This is a genomic window from Ureibacillus suwonensis (genome assembly GCF_042655065.1).
Classification (GTDB): domain Bacteria; phylum Bacillota; class Bacilli; order Bacillales_A; family Planococcaceae; genus Ureibacillus; species Ureibacillus suwonensis.
Window position 1 is genome coordinate 107,323 of sequence record NZ_JBHSNQ010000082.1, and the last position, 16,680, is coordinate 124,002.

Annotated in this window: 16 protein-coding genes; 1 reads left to right on the forward strand and 15 read right to left on the reverse strand. The window is 40.7% G+C overall.

Annotated elements, in window-relative coordinates; translation table 11 throughout:
* Positions 1-96: 96 nt before the first annotated feature.
* The 15 genes from hemL to ACFPOH_RS10710 form a co-directional block, all read right to left on the reverse strand.
* Complete coding sequence (hemL, locus tag ACFPOH_RS10640) at positions 97-1,386, reverse strand: glutamate-1-semialdehyde 2,1-aminomutase (RefSeq protein WP_342581600.1); 1,290 nt, start codon at positions 1,384-1,386, stop codon at positions 97-99.
* A gap of 1 nt (position 1,387) precedes the next feature.
* Positions 1,388-2,368, reverse strand: coding sequence for a porphobilinogen synthase (gene hemB / locus ACFPOH_RS10645; protein WP_390309607.1), 981 nt, complete (start codon positions 2,366-2,368; stop codon positions 1,388-1,390).
* The gene (locus ACFPOH_RS10650; protein WP_342469062.1) at positions 2,368-3,120 is read right to left on the reverse strand and encodes a uroporphyrinogen-III synthase; all 753 of its coding nucleotides are present in this window, start codon (positions 3,118-3,120) and stop codon (positions 2,368-2,370) included. The genes hemB and ACFPOH_RS10650 overlap by 1 nt, the downstream gene beginning before the upstream one ends.
* Complete coding sequence (hemC, locus tag ACFPOH_RS10655; protein WP_342469061.1) at positions 3,113-4,039, reverse strand: hydroxymethylbilane synthase; 927 nt, start codon at positions 4,037-4,039, stop codon at positions 3,113-3,115. The genes ACFPOH_RS10650 and hemC overlap by 8 nt, the downstream gene beginning before the upstream one ends.
* Positions 4,040-4,057: 18 nt before the next feature.
* Complete coding sequence (ccsA, locus tag ACFPOH_RS10660; protein ID WP_342469060.1) at positions 4,058-4,879, reverse strand: cytochrome c biogenesis protein CcsA; 822 nt, start codon at positions 4,877-4,879, stop codon at positions 4,058-4,060.
* A 101-nt stretch (positions 4,880-4,980) separates the two neighbouring features.
* Positions 4,981-6,339, reverse strand: coding sequence for a glutamyl-tRNA reductase (hemA, locus tag ACFPOH_RS10665; RefSeq protein ID WP_390309610.1), 1,359 nt, complete (start codon positions 6,337-6,339; stop codon positions 4,981-4,983).
* Positions 6,340-6,616: 277 nt separating this feature from the next.
* Entirely contained in the window at positions 6,617-7,198 is a 582-nt protein-coding gene (gene yihA / locus ACFPOH_RS10670; protein ID WP_342469058.1) for a ribosome biogenesis GTP-binding protein YihA/YsxC, read from the reverse strand.
* On the reverse strand, positions 7,199-9,517 hold the full coding sequence (lon, locus tag ACFPOH_RS10675; protein WP_342469057.1) for an endopeptidase La: 2,319 nt from the start codon (positions 9,515-9,517) through the stop codon (positions 7,199-7,201). It lies immediately after the preceding gene.
* 330 nt (positions 9,518-9,847) lie between these two features.
* Positions 9,848-11,122: an ATP-dependent protease ATP-binding subunit ClpX gene (clpX, locus tag ACFPOH_RS10680; protein WP_390309613.1), complete on the reverse strand. Its 1,275-nt coding sequence runs from the start codon at positions 11,120-11,122 to the stop codon at positions 9,848-9,850.
* 203 nt (positions 11,123-11,325) lie between these two features.
* Positions 11,326-12,618, reverse strand: a complete 1,293-nt coding sequence (tig, locus tag ACFPOH_RS10685; RefSeq protein ID WP_342469055.1) for a trigger factor — start codon at positions 12,616-12,618, stop codon at positions 11,326-11,328.
* Between the two features lie 109 nt (positions 12,619-12,727).
* Positions 12,728-13,720: a hypothetical protein gene (locus ACFPOH_RS10690; RefSeq protein ID WP_342469054.1), complete on the reverse strand. Its 993-nt coding sequence runs from the start codon at positions 13,718-13,720 to the stop codon at positions 12,728-12,730.
* Positions 13,721-13,978: 258 nt separating this feature from the next.
* Positions 13,979-14,371 (reverse strand): DnaA N-terminal domain-containing protein, encoded by a 393-nt coding sequence (locus tag ACFPOH_RS10695; RefSeq protein ID WP_342469053.1) that lies wholly within the window; start codon positions 14,369-14,371, stop codon positions 13,979-13,981.
* 142 nt (positions 14,372-14,513) lie between these two features.
* The gene (locus ACFPOH_RS10700; RefSeq protein WP_342469052.1) at positions 14,514-14,960 is read right to left on the reverse strand and encodes a MaoC/PaaZ C-terminal domain-containing protein; all 447 of its coding nucleotides are present in this window, start codon (positions 14,958-14,960) and stop codon (positions 14,514-14,516) included.
* 103 nt (positions 14,961-15,063) lie between these two features.
* A complete protein-coding gene (locus ACFPOH_RS10705; RefSeq protein ID WP_342469051.1) occupies positions 15,064-15,480 on the reverse strand; it encodes a universal stress protein in 417 nt (138 codons plus the stop codon).
* Positions 15,481-15,589: 109 nt separating this feature from the next.
* A complete protein-coding gene (locus tag ACFPOH_RS10710; RefSeq protein WP_342469050.1) occupies positions 15,590-16,087 on the reverse strand; it encodes a hypothetical protein in 498 nt (165 codons plus the stop codon).
* A gap of 225 nt (positions 16,088-16,312) precedes the next feature.
* On the opposite strand from ACFPOH_RS10710, the gene ACFPOH_RS10715 reads away from it, so the two are divergent.
* Positions 16,313-16,429, forward strand: a complete 117-nt coding sequence (locus ACFPOH_RS10715) for a YjcZ family sporulation protein (RefSeq protein ID WP_342469049.1) — start codon at positions 16,313-16,315, stop codon at positions 16,427-16,429.
* Positions 16,430-16,680: the final 251 nt, after the last annotated feature.

Sequence of the window (16,680 nt, forward strand, 5' to 3'; positions counted from 1 at the left end):
ATGCCCGAAAAATCGAAGTATGATAAATGGCATTTCAAAAATTTTGACAAAAAAAGAGCGTCTTTCCCTTCATTAAAGGAAAAGACACTCTGATCATCAGCGGGCCAATTTGGCAAACACTTTATGGAATGCATCAATGGTTTTCGCGATATGTTCTTCTGTATGGGCAGTGGAAATAAACAATCCTTCAAATTGGGAAGGCGGCAAGTAAACCCCTTCTTCAAGCATGAGACGATGATATTCTGCAAACAGTTCCAAATCGGATGTTTGGGCGGATCTAAAATCAACGACATCCTCATTTGTTAAGAATAAACCGATCATGCTGCCTGCACGGTTCACTGTATGCGGGATGTTGTATTTTGTTGCCGCTTCACGGATTCCTTCTTCCAGCATGTCTCCCAGCTTTTTAAAATATTCGTAACTCTCAGGAGTTAAACGGGATAAGGTTTCAATCCCCGCAGTCATCGCCAATGGGTTTCCGGATAATGTACCAGCTTGATAGACCGGTCCGCTTGGCGCCACTTTTTCCATGATTTCCCGTTTTCCTGCATAAGCGCCAACAGGTAGTCCTCCGCCAACCACTTTACCTAAGCATGTCAAATCCGGTTCAATGCCATAATAGCCTTGGGCACAATGATAATCCACTCGGAATCCTGTCATCACTTCATCAAAGATAAGAAGCGCGCCATATTGTTTCGTAATTTCACGCAATCCTTCCAAGAAACCTGGTTTTGGCGGAACAACCCCCATGTTTCCGGCAACTGGCTCCACAATCACCGCCGCAATTTGGTCGCCCAATTTTTCAAATGTCGCTTTTACAGCTTCCAAATCGTTATAAGGAGCAGTTGTCGTATTTTTTGCCACATCCGCCGGTACCCCTGGGCTGTCTGGCAAGCCGAGCGTTGCAACACCAGAACCGGCTTTGATCAATAAAGAGTCCCCATGGCCATGGTAAGAACCTTCAAATTTCATGATAATATCCCGTCCAGTGTAGCCGCGGGCAAGACGGAGCGCAGCCATCGTCGCTTCCGTACCGGATGAAACGAAGCGCACCATCTCCACGGAAGGAACCCGCTCTATGACAATTTCGGCAAGCTTATTTTCAAGTAAAGTTGGAGCACCGAATGAAGTACCTTTTGCCGCTTGCTCCTGAATAGCTTTCACCACATCCGGATGGGAGTGTCCCAAAATCAACGGACCCCAGCTAAGTACATAGTCGATATATTCATTGCCGTCAATGTCGCGGATAATGGCGCCTTCTCCGGATTCGATAAATACCGGATCTCCATTGACGGATTTAAAAGCTCGTACAGGGCTGTTCACCCCGCCTGGCATTAAATTGACAGCTTCTTTAAATGCTTTGATTGATTTTTCATACGTACGCATATTATTTCTCCTCCAACCAACGAGCTACATCTTTTGCATGATAAGTGATGATTAAATCCGCACCGGCACGCTTCATTCCCACCAATGTTTCCAATACAACGGATTTTTCGTCAATCCAGCCGTTCAAAGCCGCCGCTTTTACCATTGAATATTCTCCGGAAACATTGTAAGCCACCACCGGAACCGGATAACGGTTTTTCACATCGCGAATAATATCCATATACGCAAGGGCAGGTTTCACAATTAAGAAATCGGCTCCTTCTTCAATGTCGGATTCCGCTTCACGGAACGCTTCCAAACGGTTGGCCGGATCCATTTGATACGTTTTTCGGTCGCCGAATTTTGGCGCTCCTTCCGCCGCATCACGAAACGGACCGTAATAGCTGGAAGCGTATTTTACGGCATAGGACATGATCGGCACGTCCTGGAATCCCGCTTCATCCAAAGCTTTGCGGATAGCCGCAACAAATCCGTCCATCATATTGGAAGGGGCGATGATATCCGCACCCGCTTTTGCTTGGGAAACCGCTGTACGGGCCAATACATCAAGGGAAGGATCATTCAAAATTTTGTCTCCTTCCACTAGACCGCAATGGCCATGATCCGTAAATTCACATAGACATGTATCCGCAATGACCATCAGTTCAGGATAACGTTCTTTGATTTGTTTTGTCGCTTTCTGCACGATGCCATGATTATGGAAAGCTCCAGTTCCTACAGCATCTTTTTCGGCAGGAATTCCGAATAAAATCACCGCAGGAATTCCAAGGGATACCACTTCGTCAATTTCGGCATCCAAATTGTCCAATGAAAGTTGATAAACACCCGGCATGGATTTTACAGGATTTTTGATGTTTTCCCCTTCAATGACAAAAATCGGGTAAATTAAATCTTCCTTATGCAAATGGTTCTCCCTTACCATTGAACGAATGGTCGCATTTGAGCGTAGTCTACGATGTCTTCTGAATTCTAATTCTGACATTACATTTCCTCTCCTTTTGCAATCGCTTCTATGACAGACTGCATTGTATATTTTTGTGGAAAATATGTAACGTGGGCACCATATTTTTCAACGGCGCCTTTTGTTATATGACCAATGCAAGCAATTTTTGCCTGGTTCCAGCCGATTTCAGGCACTGCATATTTATGGAAACAATCCACCGCCGATGGGCTGGCGAAAATGAGGATCGGCTGTCTGCTGTTTCGGACCGTTTCTACGATTTTGTCAATGGATTCCTTGTTTTCAACGGTAGTATAAACCGTCCATTCATCAATCGGAAAAGGCAGCCCTTTTTTTAATGTATCCTTTGCCAATCCCCCCCGAATAAATAGACATTTGGGGGATTCGCCACTGACGGAAGGAAATTCTTTTACAAAGGTGTCAGCGCTGAAGATGGAGGGCATGAAATGGACTGTGAATCCATATCGCTCCAGCAACGCGGCGGTCTTTTCGCCTACAGCTGCAATTTTACCGGAAAGCTGCGACAAATTGAATTGATGCCGCTCTATTTTTTTCCAAAAAAACTCGACTCCATTTTGGCTGGTAAAAATAAGCCAATCATAATGCTTGCAGGAAGCCAATCGTTCATAATCATCCGCTTCCGTCACTTCCACAGTTCTAATGAGCGGACAAACGACCGCTTCCCCGCCCTGTTGGACAATCGTGTCAACAATCGATTGTGTTTTTTTGGAACCGGTTAATAAGATTGTCTTTCCTTCCAACGGCTTATGCATTTTCCGCTTTCACCTTTTCAATTAAATCATAGGCACCTTGCTCTGTTAAAATTTGGGCAAGTTTTTTGCCAACTTCTTCAGGATTTTGTCCTTTCACTGTTTCTTTATAACAAATGGAACCATCTGGAGAAGCAACTAAACCGGTCATCTTCACTTCTTCCCCATCCACCGTCGCATAACCGGCAATCGGCACTTGACAGCCGCCATCCATCGCCGCTAAAAAGGCGCGCTCGGCAATCACCGCTTTTTTCGTATTTTCATCCGTTAATTTTGCAAGTTCCGTCAAAAGTTCTTCGTCATCTTCACGGCACTCGATGCCCAGTGCCCCCTGAGCGACAGCAGGAAGACAAATGGTTGTGTCCAGATATTCCGTTACCACATCCTTTGACCAACCCATGCGGTTCAAACCTGCCGCGGCAAGAATGATGGCATCAAAATCTTCCGTTTCAAGTTTTCTCAAGCGGGTATCGATGTTTCCGCGAATCCATTTGATTTCAAGGTCCGGACGCACCTGTAAAAGCTGTGCACTGCGCCGTAATGAACTTGTTCCAACAACGGCACCTTCCGGCAAATCTTTAAATTTCACATGATTTTTTGAAATCAGTGCATCCCGAGGGTCTTCCCTTAGCGGTATGCAGCCAACCGTCAATCCGTCAGGCAATACTGCCGGCATATCTTTCATCGAATGCACGGCAAAATCGATTTCTTTCTCAAGGAGCGCCTTTTCGATCTCCTTGACAAATAATCCCTTCCCGCCGACTTTCGACAACTGCACATCCAAAATTTTATCACCTTTTGTCACGATTTCTTTGACTTCAAATTCGAACGGCATTCCGGCTTTTTTGCATTCGTTGATGAACCAGTTAGTTTGTGTCAGTGCCAATTTGCTTTTTCGAGAACCTACAATAATTTTTCTCATGATGGACCTACCTTTCTGCTAATACCATAAGTGGAAATGTGATAATTTGCTTCCTAAAAAGAAATTGATTAATACAACAAAATAAGCATATATTTGAATCCATGCAAAAGAAGTGCCGGTTATTTTTCCCCTCTGCTTTAACAGCAGCACAACGACATAGATGATAAGAATAACGAAAGAACCGACAATTTTTGCATCAAAAATCGAAACAGAATCCACCTTCATAAATGCAGATTCCAACCCGAGCAATATACTGATGACCAAGATTGGGATGCCGATGATGATGGAGTAGTTCATCCATTGGGTCATTTGGGTCAAAGAAGGCAGCCGGGACCAAATCTTGGTATATTTCTTCTTTTTCAATAAACGATAAAGAACTAAATATAATATTGAAAAAACAAAAGAAATGGAAAATGCTGCATAGGCAAATATGGCAAAACTTATATGTATAAACAGCATTTCTGATTCTAATGTTTTTAATACAGGGTTCAAATTATTTGGCGCAAATAACCGGATGGTCATAAAAACAAATCCGAGGATATTGACGAAAAACACCGGCAAATCGACTCTTGCAATGCAATGCAAAAAAATCGACAAGGTTACAAGCAGCCAGGCGTAAAAATATATTCCTTCAGAAAGGGACAGAATCGGGAAACGTTTCGTTTCAAAAATATTTATTATAATAAAGGCCGTCTGCATCACCCATACAATGGAAATCAGCCAAAAAGCGGAACGACGGATGAAATCCTTTTTATAAAAATAATCTGTAAAATACAACATAATACTGATTGCATAAAGGACAACCATCATTTGATAAAGGTTGGACATCACTTCAGTCATACGAAACCCTTCTCCATCCAATACGTCTTAATCTCCAAACTAAAAGCGTTTCCGTATCAATAGTTTACCACATAGATACGAAAACGCCTTAAATTTCTTGCTTAAAATGATAATTTTGGTTGATTTTGAATATCTTGAACAGGTTCCTTTTCTGCGGCTGCCTTCAATTGTTGATTGCGAACTTCTTCTTGAACAAGTTCTTCGATTCCAAAAATTTGTTGATACAATTGAAGATTTTGGTTTGCTTTTGGTGAGTTGGCAATTTCCTTCGCCTGAAGGATTGGTTCCTTTAACAATTGATTGATGATGGATTTCGTATGCTTATTTAAAATTTTACGTTCCCGTTCTGTTAAATTTGGCATTTTATTTTCGATGCTTTTCATCGTTTCTTGCTGGATCATATCCGCTTTTTTGCGCAATGCCGCGATAATCGGCACTACACCCAGCGTTGCGATCCAGTCTTTAAATTCGTCAATCTCCTGTTCAATCATTCTTTCGATTTGTTGGGCGGCTTGTTTTCGTTCTGCCAGGTTTGCTTCCACAATTCCCTGCAAGTCATCGATATCGTATAAGAACACATTTGGCAAATCGCCGACTTTCGGATCGATATCCCTTGGAACAGCGATATCAACCAAAAATAACGGTTTCCCTTTACGCAAAGACTCCACAAATTGCATCAATTCATAGTCGATGACATAATGCGGCGAACCTGTTGAACTGATTAAAATGTCCGTATCCAGTAAAGTGCATTGCAATTCCTTGATCGATTTTGCTTGTCCATGGAATTTTTCCGCTAGCGACACCGCTTTTTCAAAGGTGCGATTCAATACCGTTACTTTACCTACACCGTTCCCATAAAGATTTTCCATTGCCAGCTCGCCCATTTTTCCGGCACCTAAAATCGTTACGTGCTTATGTTTCAATGAACCAAAGATTTTCTTGGCAAGTTCGACAGCAGCATATGAAACAGAAACGGCATTTTCGTTGATTGTCGTTTCTTTATGCGCTTTTTTCGCAAAGGTGATGGCTTGTTTGAACAATCGGTTAAAAATCGTTCCCGTTGCACCGATTTCTTGCGCCTCAAGAAAACTTTTCTTCACTTGTCCCAAAATTTGCGTTTCGCCAAGAATCATCGAATCGATTCCTGCAGTTACGCGGAAAAGATGTTCCAAAGACTCTTCGCTTTCACGTATATATAAATATTGTTCGAACTCTTCAATCGGGATGTTGAACCAGTTTGATAAAAAACGTTTTATATAATAACGGCCTGTATGCAACTGATCAACGACCGCATATATTTCCGTTCTGTTACAAGTTGATACGATCACATCTTCAAGTATGCTCTTTTCTTTTTTCAACGCAGCCATCGCTTGTGCTAATTCACTTTCAATGAACGACAATTTTTCGCGAATTTCGACTGGCGCAGTTCGATAATTCAAGCCGACAACAAGTGTGTGCATGAACTTAACACCTCTCACGAACTATTTCATAACTTTAATTCTATCACAAAGAAAGCGCTATCCAAACGCAAATTGTGAAAAAGTTATGAAAAATATTTTTAATTTAAAATTATTCTAATGTAAGAATAACAAAATTCAGGCCCATTTTCAATGATAATAAACTTCAGGGTTAGTATTCATCAAATTTCGACAATTTACACTTTTGAATACATAAATAAAGAGCAATTTGGAAAATATAACGTTTTCCAACTTGCTCTGTTGTGAACTATGTATGGAATCACATGAACTTTTGAATTACAGCCCATGTTTCTTCCACTCCTACCCCAGTTTCCGCTGAGAACAGGATGAGAGGTTCTTCTTTATCCATTTCCAGCGTCTCTCTAACAACTTTTTTATGTTTATCCCACTTGCCTTTTGGAATTTTATCCGCTTTTGTTGCAACGACGATGGTTGGAATATTGTAGTACTTTAAAAAGTCATACATCATGCGGTCGTCTCCGGTAGGCGGATGCCGCAAATCCACAATCAATACGACCGCTTTCAAAACGCTGCGGCCGGTCAAATATCGTTCGATCATTTTGCCCCAGGCCTCGCGCTCTTTTTTGGAAACTTTGGCGTAGCCGTAGCCTGGAACATCCACGAAAAACAGCTCATTGTTGATTTTATAAAAGTTCAGTGTTTGTGTTTTCCCAGGCTTTGATGACGTACGGGCCAAAGATTTTCGGTTGAGCATTTTGTTGATGAAAGATGATTTCCCTACATTTGATCGGCCGGCCAAAGCAAACTCGGGGAGACCATCATCAGGGTACTGCTCCGGCTTTACGGCACTGATCACCATTTCCACTTGACTGATTTTCATTTAAAACCCTCCAACAAGGGCGATATTCAACACTTCTTCCGCTGTTTTAACAGGTTTAAAGGTCAACTCTCCGCGAACCGTTTCAGGAATATCATCAATATCCCGCTCATTGTCCTGAGGAATGATGATAGTTTTTAGTCCCGCACGGTGAGCACCCAAGGATTTTTCCTTTAACCCCCCAATCGGGAGAACTCGCCCTCTCAATGTTATTTCTCCGGTCATGCCGACTTCTTTTCTGATCGGTTTATTGGAAATGGCAGACACAAGAGCCGTGGCAATGGTAATCCCCGCGGATGGTCCATCTTTTGGTACCGCCCCTTCAGGCACGTGGATATGAATATCGTGCTGTTCAAAATAATCCGCATCCAAGTTGAGTCGATCGGATAAGGAACGGACATATGAAAGTGCCGTTTGGGCAGATTCTTTCATTACATCTCCCAATTTACCTGTAAGTAAAAGTTTTCCTTTGCCCGGTGTCAACGATACTTCAATTTGAAGCGTATCGCCGCCAACGGTTGTGTATGCCAATCCGGTAGCTACACCTACTTGGTCCTCCAATTCCGCTTGGCCGTAACGATATTTATGTTTGCCGAGCATTTCAACCAAGGATTTCGAATTGACAGTCACCCTTTTGCGTTCGCCGGAAACAATCACTTTTGCAACTTTGCGGCAAACGGCTGCTATTTGGCGTTGAAGGCCGCGTACCCCCGCTTCCCGAGTGTAGTAGCGGATCAAATCAACGATGGCTTCTTCTTTAAATACAATTTGAGATTTTTTCAAGCCGTTTTCTTCCAACTGTTTTGGAATGAGATGATTTTTTGCAATATTCAATTTTTCCATTTCCGTATATCCGGCAATGGAGATCACTTCCATCCGGTCCAACAACGGTCCCGGGATCGTGCTCAAATCATTGGCTGTGGCAATAAACATAACTTGTGACAAATCATACGGCTCTTCGATGTAATGATCGCTGAACGTATGGTTTTGTTCAGGGTCCAATACTTCAAGCATCGCCGCAGAAGGATCCCCTTTGAAGTCATTGGACATTTTATCGATTTCATCCAATAAAAATACCGGATTGATTGTGCCAGCTTTTTTCATGCCTTGGATGATCCGTCCCGGCATTGCCCCTACATATGTGCGCCGATGTCCGCGAATTTCCGACTCGTCTCGGACGCCCCCAAGGGAAACCCGGACAAATTTGCGGTTAAGGCTTTCCGCAATGGATCGGGCAAGGGATGTTTTCCCTACCCCAGGAGGGCCGACCAAGCAAAGGATCGGGCCACGAATGGAATTTTTCAATTGACGGACGGATAAGTATTCCAAAATGCGCTCTTTTACCTTTTCCAGTCCATCATGATCGCGGTTCAGAATTTCCTCGGCCAGTTTAATATCGAGCCGGTCTTCCGTTTTTTCTTTCCATGGAATTGTGACAAGCCACTCGATATAGTTTCTGATCACGCCGCTCTCTGCGCTGGCTGCAGGCAATTTTTCATAGCGGTCAAGTTCTTTCAGTGCCGCCTTTTGCGTGGATTCAGGCATTCCGGCCTCTTCAATCCGTTTTTTGAGATCCGCAATTTCGCCGGTCTTTCCTTCCCGGTCTCCAAGTTCCGCCTGAATCGCTTTCATCTGCTCACGCAAATAATATTCCTTTTGCGTACGTTCCATCGCCTGTTTTACTTTTGAATTGATTTTCTTTTCTAAATCCAATACTTCCTGTTCATCATGCAACCGGATCATTAGATGATCCAACCGCTTTTTGACATTGAACATGCTCAATACTTCTTGTTTTTCCGCAATTTTGAACGGCAGATGGGAAGCGATAATATCGGCAAGTCTTCCCGGCTCTTCGATGTCCATGACAGCTTGGATTGTTTCCGCCGTAATTTTATTGGAAGCTTTCGCATACTTTTCAAAGTAATTCATCACCGTGCGCATTAAAGCTTCAGTCTCAACGTCTTTTTCTTTTGAATCTTCGTGCAATTCAATATCCACCGTCGTGAAGTCGTCATTTTCTTGATAATTGATGATTTTTCCGCGGCATATTCCTTCCACCAAAATGCGCAAAGTACCGTTTGGCAACTTCAACATTTGTTTGACGGAGACATAAGTCCCAACCATATATAAATCTTCTTTTTCAGGCAGTTCCACCCGCAAATCCTTTTGGGCGGTTAAAAAAATCCGGCTGTCATTCATCATTGCATGTTCTAAAGCTGCGACGGAACGTTTTCTTCCAACATCAATATGTAATACCGTTGTAGGAAAAACGAGCAGTCCACGCAAAGGAAGCAGCGGAACATTTTTCTTTATTTCAGTCATGCGGGATCCTCACCTCCATTTTGATACTAAGAATGCACCCGCCTTTGCACATTTAGTATGTGAAAAAATAAGGAGTTTTCACTTGGATTTACATAGCAATTTCAAATAAGGTCGATTTCATAACAGCATTTACTATTGTCTTTTTCACTAATTATTATTCCTATAAAAGGATTATTGCCAATGCTTTTCAGAAATATTTTTACACGGAAGAACAATTGTAAAAAAATGTAATCTGTATTTTCGTTATAAAGAGCTGACTAACGAGAAATGCATAAGCAAATTCGCAGTCAGCTCTTTATGGATTCCTTATTTCAGTTCCTTGCTTCCAAGTTATGCGGAAGTTTTTTTATTGTCCTTCAAATCCTTCAATTCTGTTCCATCTTTTAAAATTAATTTTGGCTGTGCTTTATCTGTAATCGCTTCTTTTGTGATAATGCATTTTGCAATATCTTCACGGGATGGCAATTCGTACATCATATCAAGCATGACATTTTCAATGATGGAACGGAGTCCGCGGGCGCCTGTTTTGCGTTCAATGGCTTCTTTCGCGATCGCCCGAAGCGCTTCTTCTTCAAATTCCAATTCCACATTATCCAATTCAAGCATTTTTTGATATTGTTTCACCAATGCATTTTTCGGTTCATTTAAAATGCGGACTAAAGCATCCTCATTCAATTGCTCCAGTGTCGCAATGACAGGCAAACGGCCAATAAACTCCGGAATTAACCCGAATTTCAATAAATCTTCCGGAATTAATTGTGAAAGCAGAGAATCGCTTTCCACATTTTTATTTTTCGCATCAGAACCAAAGCCGATGACTTTTTGGCCTAAACGGCGTTTGATAATATTTTCGATTCCATCGAAGGCGCCACCAACAATAAATAAAATATTGGTTGTATCAATTTGCAAAAATTCCTGATGGGGATGTTTACGGCCGCCTTGTGGAGGGACGCTGGCCACTGTACCTTCAAGAATTTTTAACAATGCTTGCTGTACTCCTTCACCTGATACATCACGTGTAATGGAAGGATTTTCGGATTTGCGGGCGATTTTATCAATTTCATCTATATAAATAATCCCTTTTTCGGCTCTTTCAATGTCATAATCAGCAGCTTGGATCAGTTTCAGCAAAATGTTTTCCACGTCTTCGCCAACGTAACCGGCTTCTGTCAAAGAAGTGGCATCCGCAATCGCAAAAGGCACATTTAAAATTCTCGCAAGTGTCTGAGCGAGCAATGTTTTCCCGCTACCAGTCGGCCCAATCAAAATAATATTGGATTTTGACAATTCCACATCATCTATTTTACTGTTTGAATTAATTCGTTTGTAATGGTTATATACAGCAACGGCAAGAGCTTTTTTCGCACGTTCTTGTCCAATCACATATTCGTCCAGAATGTTTAAAATTTCTTTCGGTTTTGGAACATCCTGAAAATCGATTTCCTCTTCTGCACCTAATTCCTCAACAACGATTTCGGAACAAAGTTCGATACATTCATCACAAATGTAAACTCCGGGTCCAGCTACCAATTTGCGCACTTGTTCCTGTGGTTTCCCACAAAAAGAACACTTTAAATTGCCTTTTTCATCATTAAATTTAAACAATTTGTTTCACCCCTATTCAAGCAACAATCATACAAGATATTAAACGCTTTAGCAAATAAGAAGTACTAGATGCTGTCGGTTTATATCTGTCAGTATGTAAAAATTTCTTGCTGGTATAAAACAAGGCACGGTAGTATATGCCGTACCTTGTCAGTGAAATTATTCAGTTATCCTCACTATCCATTTTAAAGGAAAACGGAAAATTATTCAGTAATTTTGGCATTCTCAACTAAAAATTCAACTGTTTTTTGTGTGCGGATATCGTTCTCTAAAATTTCAGTTGAACCGCCTAAAGCTGTAATGATTTGTTCTTTGTCCATTTTGAATTGTTCAGCCATTTTTTCAAGTTCTTTATCGATATCTTCTTGAGTCACTTCGATGTTTTCAGCTTTAGCGATTGCTTCCAATGTTAATGAAATGCGCACGCGAGTTTCCGCATCTTCTTTGAATTGCTCATGCAAGTCTTTTTCCGTTTGGCCAGAGAATTGATAATAAAGGTCAAGGGACATGCCTTGCATTTGAAGACGTTGAGCAAACTCGTCGATCATGCGATGAATTTCATTATGGATCATTGCTTCAGGGATATCCATTTCAGCATTTTCAGCCGCTTTTTCTACCAATTCGTCGCGAAGTGTGCTTTCAGCTTCGTTTTTCTTTTGTTCAGCCAATCTTTCTTTGATTTTGTTACGCAACTCGTCAACTGATTCAACTTCCGGATCAGCTTCTTTTGCGAATTCATCATTCAACTCAGGAAGCACTTTTGTTTTTACTTCTTTCACAGTCACTTTGAAAGTTGCATCTTTACCAGCAAGTTCTTCAGCATGGTATTCTTCAGGGAAAGTCACTTGAACATCTTTTGTTTCGCCAGCTTTTACGCCAACTAATTGATCTTCAAAACCAGGGATGAATTGGCCGGATCCGATTTCAAGAGAATAATCTTCTCCTTTTCCACCTTCAAAAGCTTCGTCGCCGATGAATCCTTCGAAGTCGATTACAGCGATATCGCCTTCAACGATTGGTTCATCCTCTTTGATTTCGAATTCAGCTTTTCTGTTCAATAAGTTTTGGATTTGTTCTTCCACTTCTTCATCCGTTACTTCTGTGCTTAATTTTTTCACTTCCAACCCTTTGTATTCTCCAAGTTTTGGTTCAGGTTTTACTGTCACTTTCGCAGTAAATGTAAAATCTTTATCTTTTTCAAAACCGTCAAGTTCACCGATTTCAGGATAATCTACTGGGAAGATGCCAGTTTCATCGACAGCTTTTGAGTATTCTTCAGGAACTAAAATTTCCAATGCATCTTGGTATAATGCTTCCACACCAAAACGTTTTTCAAAGATATTGCGTGGAACTTTTCCTTTACGGAATCCAGGCACGTTGATTTGTTTTACGATTTTTTGGAATGCTTGATCGAGTGCTTTATTCACTTTCTCAGCAGGAACTTCAATTGTTAATACTCCAGTGTTTCCATCTTTCTTTTCCCATTTTGCAGACATATATTAATACCTCCAAAAATAAATTACAAAATTTTTAACATTTGTTTATACGACTTTGACAACCATTTTAGTATATCATAAGTAGCCCGAGTTTCAACATTTTTCATGTTTATTGTAGTTCTGATAACATTTCTAATTCTTGTATGAAATGAAAAATTTCTTGATTTGCCCCTCTTTGTTGGCCAAACATTTGATGTACAAAATCAATATAACATTGCGCCACATCCTGCGGTTGAAAATCCAACCACTCAAAAGGATACGTTACTATTGAATGTTTTGCAATTAAATATTCAACCATTTCTAAAATCGAGGGTTCTTGCTGCAGTTGATCATTCACTATATTTGAAATCATTTTATATTGTGGCAACTCAGTTGGCAACCCAATTTTCGATGGATTTACCACAATTATCCTATCAAATTTCCCGATTTTTATTTCCATGTCAACCGCCTGTTCATTCATTAATATAAGAATAAGGCTTTTCACAAAGGGATGGATGCGGTCATGCTCCACGATTCTTTTTAGCTGCGGCAGAATCGGGCGAATATTGATCAAGGCCAATTCATTCAACTTTTTCACTTGTTCGTTTGGTTCCAGCGATAAAAAAGCATCCAATTCAAACATTTCAGGCTCATACTGTTTGACCGCCGCCGGGTGGTCATCTTGCTTTTCCATTCTCTCACTGATATTGGCATTCAATTCTTTCAATCTTTTAAACTGTTCCATTTTTTCCTGGGGTATTGCGCCTTCATCAAACAATGAGGAAATGATTCTTTCTACTTTTTTATATTCTTTTAATTGCATGCAAACCGTCAAATACAATTCCATAATTTCGAAATACATTGCCGGGCCGAGATTAAGCAGCTTTTCACAGACTTCCTTTGCCTTTTCATAGGATTTGGATTCATATAAAGAATATGCGTATATGCTCAGCAAATGCTCGTCGCCTTCAGTATATTGGAGGGCTTCTTCAAAATATCGGTTTGCCTTTTCAAACTGATTGGTTTTCATGTATTTTAACGCCTCTGAAAAGAGCCGTTCCACCGTTCCGGGGAAAACGATCACATTTTGGAAAGTCGCGTAGGAAGATTTCTTGTTTTTCACCTTTTTCACTCCATGGATAATGCAGATATGTTTGGCTGTTCACCCATTTTCTAAGATCCCGATTCAAAAATTCCTTTTATTTATATAATCCCCATTTATGGAATAATTCAACCAAAAATCCAACAATTATTATAGTAAATTAATTCTAATTTTTTGAACCTTTTTTCTTTGGTGATGGGCTAAATTTATTTCCTTATTAGAACATATTGAAAGGGATGAAACATTGTCAAGTTTCACCCCTTCAACATTTAATAAAAGTTACCTGATGATTCGTTCCCCTTCCAAATACACCACTTTCTTTTCCAGTTCCCTGACCCTTTTTTGCAATCTATTAATCATTCTATTTTGTTGGAGGATGAAGGATTTGATTTCTTCGAATGGCGCGTTTGAATTCTCATTCGGCAATTGTTCCTCACCGGCATTCTTGTTCACGATCCGGATTTGCGCTTTTTTGCCGGTCATTTCTTCCACCGTCAATGAAATGATATTTTTATAACGATGATTCAAACCGTCTTTAGAGAACTGGTTCTCTGTAAAAATACATAGCACCTCGCCATTCCATTCCCCCTCCGTTTTGGCGAAATACAGATCGTAACTTGCTTTGGGAATTTTCCAGCGGATCCGCTCCAACACTTCCGACCAAAATTCCATTGAGTCCATCCCTCTCTTTTGAAAAAAATGCGTATATCCACATTGTTACAAAATTTCATGAAATTTAATCAGTTCTCCAATATTTTGCGATACTTGATCATCTGAAAATTCCCATATGAATGCCGTAAAAAAAGAACGCCCATCAAACGTGATAGCGTTCTTTTTTATTGATCAAAAACTTGTATTCAGCAGTAACGACCGTTTCGCCCGTCTGTTTGATGATTTCCTGCTGGAACGTGACTACGCCCGTACCGTTCCCCTTATCTTTCAAGTCCGTCACTTTCAATTCCAGATGGATCGTGTCTCCTATAAAGGTCGGTTTTAAAAATCTCAGCTTTTCGATTCCATAAAAGGCGACGACCGCTTTCGGGCTCATTTCCAAAAGGCCAGTCCCAATCGACAGCACAAGCAGCCCATGGGCGATCCGCTGTTTGAAAATCGTATTTTTGGCATATTCCGAATCTGTATGTAACGGAAAAAAATCTCCGCTGACTCCGGAGAAATTCACAATATCGCTCTCCGTGATTGTACGGCCGCGCGATGTCCACGTTTCCCCCACTTCAAACTGTTCAAACGGCTTGTTCAGCATTATTTCTCCCCTTTTTACGCAATCAAACCAATATAATTATATATATGCCTGATTCATTCCGGATATGAAAGGATTTTCGAAAATTCCTCCATTTTTCCCGCCGTTAACGAACCACAAATACATCGCATTTTGAATGTCGGACGATGCGCTCAGCCACTGAACCAAGCATCCATTTTTCGATTTTATTCAGCCCTGTGGCGCCGCAGACCATCAAATCCACATCAAGATTTGTTAAAATCGTTTTTGCCGCCCCTTCTTCCACCAATGTTTCCACTTTTTCAAGCCCTTCTTTTTCCGCTTTTTCTTTCCATTTTTCCAGTTCTGCCTTAGCCTTTTCTTTCATTTCGGCAGCATATTTTAAATCATAAGCTGCAACGGAACCAAAGGATTTTGTATCTACAACATGGACAATCAATAAAGTGGATTGAAATTTCTTGGCCAACTCAACCGCTTTTTTCAGCGCTTTTTTTGAGCCTTCCGAAAAGTCCACTGCTACAGCAATTTTTTTATAAATTCCCACGTTTATTCACTCCTTCGCTTAAACCCATTTTATCAAAAAACTGCCATCGATTATAGAGATTTCATCTATTTTCCGCATCCCCCATATTTGCTGGCCAACAAAAAAAGATTCAGTCAAAACTGAAATCTTTAAGCATTTTCTCCGCTAATCCGGTATGACTGATTTTATTATATTGCTCATAAAATTCTGTCACTTCTTGTAAAAGATTCGGTTCAACAACAATGCTCTTTTTCCCGATTTGAAATAAAACGAGGGGACGTCCTCTAAACAATTTGCTGTCAATGATTTTATGTGCATTCTGAATATACAGGGGCCCAGATGCCCGTTGGAAAATTTCAATTCGATGGCTTGATAGAAATTTCAAAATTTGCTTCACTGTCCAATCACTTTTAAAAAATATCAACGAAACGAGTTGGTAAGACTTCCCCACTTTGATCAGCTGCGCAAAACAGTCCCCCATTTGGACGCATTCCGTACGCTGGAAGTCGAATCGGTTTTCATAATCATGCACAAGGATATATTCAATGCTGTCCGGATATTCACGCAGTTCGTCGATCAATTTGGCATATTTGTATTGTTGAAAGTGAATAAGCTTTTCCTCTTTCAATCATTCCACCTGCCTTCGAATCGGAATAAACCTGAGAAACGTAAGCGTTTACAAAATCAAACGAAAACAATTTATTTTATTGTATGAAGTTTATTCTTCCATTTGAACTGCCATTGCAAAAAAACCAGCATGAAATTTTGTCTGTGCTCTCCGCAATTCCGCTTTTGTACCATACACCCCCAACAACTTGCCATACATTAAATACGAAAAGAGGGGGTGAATTTTATGTCAAAATATGATTCCGGATTCTTCGGAGGCAAAAATGACTTCGTTTTACTGGTGGTTCTCTTTATCTTACTCATCATTGTAGGCTCAAACTACAGTGGATATCACTATTATTGATTCTTATAACCCTCTTTCCTTTCAATTTCCGCCATGACTTCCTTTTACCGGCTTCTTTTCCTTTTTTTGCGGCCTAAAGCATGCCTTTGGGCCGTTTTCTTTGGATGATATGCACTGTCAAAAAAAAAAAAGAAGCTGGGACAAAACTAGCTTCTAGATAGGAAAAAGGAGAATTTGAGCCAACTCAAATTCTCCTTTTTCCATTTATCCCCATTATTTTTGGTTAGTTGATCTTTGTTGGCCGTGTATTT

What these genes read in the sequence shown, in the direction of transcription:
- tig (WP_342469055.1), bottom strand. Translation starts at nt 12,618, where the DNA reads ATGTCTGCAAAATGGGAAAAGAAAGATGGAAACACTGGAGTATTAACA.
- yihA (WP_342469058.1), bottom strand. Translation starts at nt 7,198, where the DNA reads ATGAAAATCAGTCAAGTGGAAATGGTGATCAGTGCCGTAAAGCCGGAG.
- hemC (WP_342469061.1), bottom strand. Translation starts at nt 4,039, where the DNA reads ATGAGAAAAATTATTGTAGGTTCTCGAAAAAGCAAATTGGCACTGACA.
- ACFPOH_RS10650 (WP_342469062.1), bottom strand. Translation starts at nt 3,120, where the DNA reads ATGCATAAGCCGTTGGAAGGAAAGACAATCTTATTAACCGGTTCCAAA.
- ACFPOH_RS10695 (WP_342469053.1), bottom strand. Translation starts at nt 14,371, where the DNA reads ATGGAATTTTGGTCGGAAGTGTTGGAGCGGATCCGCTGGAAAATTCCC.
- ccsA (WP_342469060.1), bottom strand. Translation starts at nt 4,879, where the DNA reads ATGACTGAAGTGATGTCCAACCTTTATCAAATGATGGTTGTCCTTTAT.
- hemB (WP_390309607.1), bottom strand. Translation starts at nt 2,368, where the DNA reads ATGTCAGAATTAGAATTCAGAAGACATCGTAGACTACGCTCAAATGCG.
- hemA (WP_390309610.1), bottom strand. Translation starts at nt 6,339, where the DNA reads ATGCACACACTTGTTGTCGGCTTGAATTATCGAACTGCGCCAGTCGAA.
- ACFPOH_RS10700 (WP_342469052.1), bottom strand. Translation starts at nt 14,960, where the DNA reads ATGCTGAACAAGCCGTTTGAACAGTTTGAAGTGGGGGAAACGTGGACA.
- ACFPOH_RS10715 (WP_342469049.1), top strand. Translation starts at nt 16,313, where the DNA reads ATGTCAAAATATGATTCCGGATTCTTCGGAGGCAAAAATGACTTCGTT.
- hemL (WP_342581600.1), bottom strand. Translation starts at nt 1,386, where the DNA reads ATGCGTACGTATGAAAAATCAATCAAAGCATTTAAAGAAGCTGTCAAT.
- lon (WP_342469057.1), bottom strand. Translation starts at nt 9,517, where the DNA reads ATGACTGAAATAAAGAAAAATGTTCCGCTGCTTCCTTTGCGTGGACTG.